Source organism: Desulfobulbus alkaliphilus, assembly GCF_016918545.1.
Lineage (GTDB): Bacteria > Desulfobacterota > Desulfobulbia > Desulfobulbales > Desulfobulbaceae > Desulfobulbus > Desulfobulbus alkaliphilus.
The window spans coordinates 1-381 of the sequence record NZ_JAFFQC010000453.1; the positions used below are offsets into that span (position 1 = coordinate 1).

The 381-nt window shown below is 61.4% G+C and carries 1 pseudogene; it reads right to left on the reverse strand.

From position 1 onward, the window contains the following. Positions 1-381: pseudogene (locus tag JWG43_RS21255) on the reverse strand (ATP-binding protein); the annotation flags it as partial.

Sequence of the window (381 nt, forward strand, 5' to 3'; positions counted from 1 at the left end):
CCCGAATGCTTGCGGAAGATGACGACCGACCAGGCAGTGAGATCTTCCAGAACGGCTTTGAAGCGCTTGGCGCTCAAGCCGGCGACGACCTCGCTGAGCAGGTCCGGCGAAGCCTGTAAGCCGGATCGATCCTTGAACAGGTCGATGAGCGCGATCGCCTTGAGCAACTCGAAATGCCCGGGGCTGGCTTCACGGCTCTCGAGGCGGGCGAGAGCTTCAAGAGCGGTCGACCAACGGTGACCATCAGGAGAGGCGAGGATGGCGGGTTCGAGGTTGGCGTGGAGGTAGTCCCACAGACGCCCCACATGATAGGCGCTCGCTCCCTCGATCTCCGCTTCCTCAAGGAAGGATTGGAAGCCATAGGGCTCCACTGAGTTTAGG